Annotated in this window: 3 protein-coding genes and 1 pseudogene; all 4 read left to right on the forward strand. The window is 56.4% G+C overall.

Going from position 1 to position 3,233, the window contains the following annotated elements; genetic code table 11:
• The coding region (locus QJ48_RS37810; RefSeq protein WP_054977613.1) for a hypothetical protein at nucleotides 1–696 on the forward strand (696 nt) is incomplete at its 5' end.
• A 44-nt stretch (nucleotides 697–740) separates the two neighbouring features.
• Nucleotides 741–1,637: a YqaJ viral recombinase family protein gene (locus QJ48_RS33425; RefSeq protein ID WP_054977614.1), complete on the forward strand. Its 897-nt coding sequence runs from the start codon at nucleotides 741–743 to the stop codon at nucleotides 1,635–1,637.
• A 12-nt stretch (nucleotides 1,638–1,649) separates the two neighbouring features.
• Nucleotides 1,650–2,492, forward strand: coding sequence for an RnfABCDGE type electron transport complex subunit D (locus QJ48_RS33430; RefSeq protein ID WP_054977615.1), 843 nt, complete (start codon nucleotides 1,650–1,652; stop codon nucleotides 2,490–2,492).
• 160 nt (nucleotides 2,493–2,652) lie between these two features.
• Nucleotides 2,653–3,233 (forward strand): annotated as a pseudogene (locus tag QJ48_RS33435) (hypothetical protein); the annotation flags it as partial.

Below are 3,233 nucleotides of genomic sequence, written 5' to 3' on the forward strand. Positions count from 1 at the left end.
GAGGCTGCGCAGCCGAAATGGGGGGCCGTGTGGGAGCGGATCGACAACATCTTTCGCACCTTTGCCCGGTATCCGGCCGGCGTAACCCGGCATCAGCTCGCGGACATGTATATCCGCAAAACGCGCCAGCGGCTCGCCTCCTTTTTGGCGCGAAGCCATTGGGCGGCGGACGTGCACCGGACGGGGAAGCTTCGTTTGAACGGGGCCGACTTTCCTTGCCCGGTCCGCTTGTTCGAAAGCGGGATCGCCGTATTCCGCGAGCTGCTGACGGATTCCGTTCCCGCTCTTCTGCACGGAGACATGTGCTTCGGGAATATACTGTATCACCCGGCGACACGCGAACTGAAGCTGATCGATCCCCGCGGAAGCTTCGGCAAGCGGGGGCTATACGGCGATCAAAGATACGATCTGGCCAAAATCCGGCACAGCCTGAGCGGCTACGAGCATATTTCCCATAACCGCTTCTCGCTCGTCCACGCGCCGGGCCGGCTTGAGCTGGACATTCCGTTTACGCCGCTTCAGACCAGCCTGCGCGACGAATGGGACGCGAGGCTCGGCAGCAGGCTGGAAGCGGTTCGCGGGATCGAATGTCTGCTCTACCTCTCCATGCTTCCGCTGCACGAGGAAAGCCGCTCCCGTCAGCTTGCCCTATATGCGGTAGGGGCCCGGCTCCTCCGCGAACTGCTGCCGGAATGACCATCGCTGAAAAAATTTCCGACGAAAGGAGGCCGCTTCGCTACATGTGGGCCAAAACGCTCGTGCGTACCAAGGATCTCTCCCATGAGGAATGGCTGGCTTGGCGGCGCCGCGGCCTGGGAGGAAGCGATGCCGCGGCCGTCTGCGGGGCAGACCCGTGGAAAGGTCCGATGGATGTGTATATGGACAAACTCGGAGAAGCGCTCTCCCCTCCCGAAACCGAAGCGATGCGGCTGGGAAAGCAGATGAAAGACTTTATCGCCCGCCGGTTCATGGAGCGGACCGGGCTTAAGGCGATTCGCCGCCACTCGCTTTTCCAGCATCCGCACCACCCGTTTATGCTGGCGACCATCGATCGCTGGCTCGTCGGTCAACAAGCCGGTCTGCTCTGCAAGACCGCAGGCGAATACCGCAAGGACGAATGGGAGCAAGCCGTCCTTCCGGAGCGCATCGTCATACAGTGTCACCATCTGATGGCTGTCACCGGAGCGGACCATTGGTGGATCGCCGTCCTGATCGGAGGCAACAAGTTCCGCACGTTCCGCTTGGAGCGCGAGGAGAGACGGATAACGGAGCTGATTGAGAAAGAATCCCGCTTCTGGCACGGACATGTACTGTCGAGACGCCCGCCCGCTTGGGACGGTTCGCCCGCCTCCTCGGCGCTGCTGCTCCGGATGTTTCCCCCGGACGAGACGCATTCGCATCCCGTAGCGCTCTTGAACGACGCCGAAGACTGGATCGAACGGTATCAACGGGCTGACCTCGCGGAGAAGGCGGCCGCGCTGCAAAAGGCGGAAGCCGAGAACCGGTTGAAGGGCATGCTTGGAGAGCACGAACAAGGGGTCACCTCCCGTCACCGGGTCGAATGGAAAACGATCCGACCGAGGTCCGGCCGTCAACCGGCGTACCGGCGGTTTCAAATCCAACCTATATCGAAATGAATGGAGGATTGTATGCGCAACGAACTATCCACCAAACTGCGTACCGTCGTATCCTGGTCGGATTACAAAATCGACCCCCGGTATTTCGTACTGCTGTTTTTGAGCAGCTTCGCCGTCGCCGGTCAAGTGTATCTCGGCTTTTTCCAGAAATGGGACGCCGTCATCGTCTCTGTGATCGCCTCCGCCGGTACTGAACTTGTCCTGTATCGGCTGAAAAGGGGAATCTGGCAGTTCCCCCTCAGCGCAGTCATCACGGGCATCGGGGTCAGCCTGCTGCTCAGCTCTCATGTCGTATGGACTTACGCGCTCACATCGTTTCTCGCCATTGTCATCAAATATGCGATACGGTTCAAAGGCGGACACATCTTCAACCCTAATAATGTCGCGATGGTAATCATGCTGTTCATGCTTCCCGAGTTTGCGGTCAGCACGCCGAAGCAGTGGACGAACGGCTTACCCGTTATGGCGGTGATTTTGGCGCTTGGCATCGTCGTCTGCTACATTGCGAACCGGTTGGACTCGGTGCTTACGTTCCTCGGCAGCTTCACGCTGTTTGCGCTGATCCGTCATTTTTATTTCGGCGCCCCGCTGTACGCCGCTTTGGGACCTCTTCTGGGCGCATCGCTGCAGCTCTTCTCCTTCTTCATGATTACGGATCCCAAATCGTCCCCGACAACCTGCAAAGGGCGAATGCTGTTTGCTTTTTCCGTGGCGGCGCTCGATGCCGTTTTTCGCATCAACCGCATTCCGAACCCGCAATTTTATGCACTCTTTGTCGTTTGCCTTGTGATGCTTATCCCTTACCGGATGTGGGCCGAACGGAAAGCAAAGGCAGAGGCGGCAATCCAATCGTGAGTCGCCCATTCGCAATCTAGTTCCGAAGTAGGATATTCGTTCCATTAGACTATGAAATTCGACATGATTTACCAATCATTCCTTTTCAAATCTATTTTTTTGTAATAGAATAAGCAATGTTGCAAAAATAGAGTCAGATTTGGAGAGGGGATCAACTCAGATGTACAGGAAGAAAATTGCACTTGCACTTTGCGCGCTGCTGGTTGTGATGGCAGTCCTCGCCGGCTGCGGAGCAAAGCCAGCACCGAAGGAAACGCTGGAGAAGGCGTTCCAAACGGCTGCGGATATGAAATCGGCCGATTACAAAATGACCTTCGCGATGAACATGGACTTCCCAGCCGACGCTTTGGAAGAAAATCCGCAGCTTGCCGTAGGGGCGCAAATGCTCAAAAACATGGAAGTGGCCGTAACTGGCGCTTACCAGCAAGAACCGTTCCAAATGGAAATGAACATCGAAGCCAAGCTCAAAGGCGATATGGCGATGAACATCAATCTGCCGATCGTGATGACCGATCAAAAAATTTGGGTGAAGGTACCGAACATTCCGATGCTGCCGCTGCCGAAAGATGTGGTAGGCAAATTTGTGGAGCTTGATCCAAAGGAACTGGCGAAGGAATCCGACCAGAAAGTGAATTTCGACGCCGCTACCATTAAGAAACAGCAAGAGCTGGGCCAAGAGATCGGCAAAATCGTCTTCAAGCACGAGGACGAGAAAACGATCCTCTCCACCGTGGACAAGAA

Source organism: Paenibacillus sp. A3 (assembly GCF_001399685.1).
GTDB lineage: Bacteria > Bacillota > Bacilli > Paenibacillales > NBRC-103111 > Paenibacillus_G.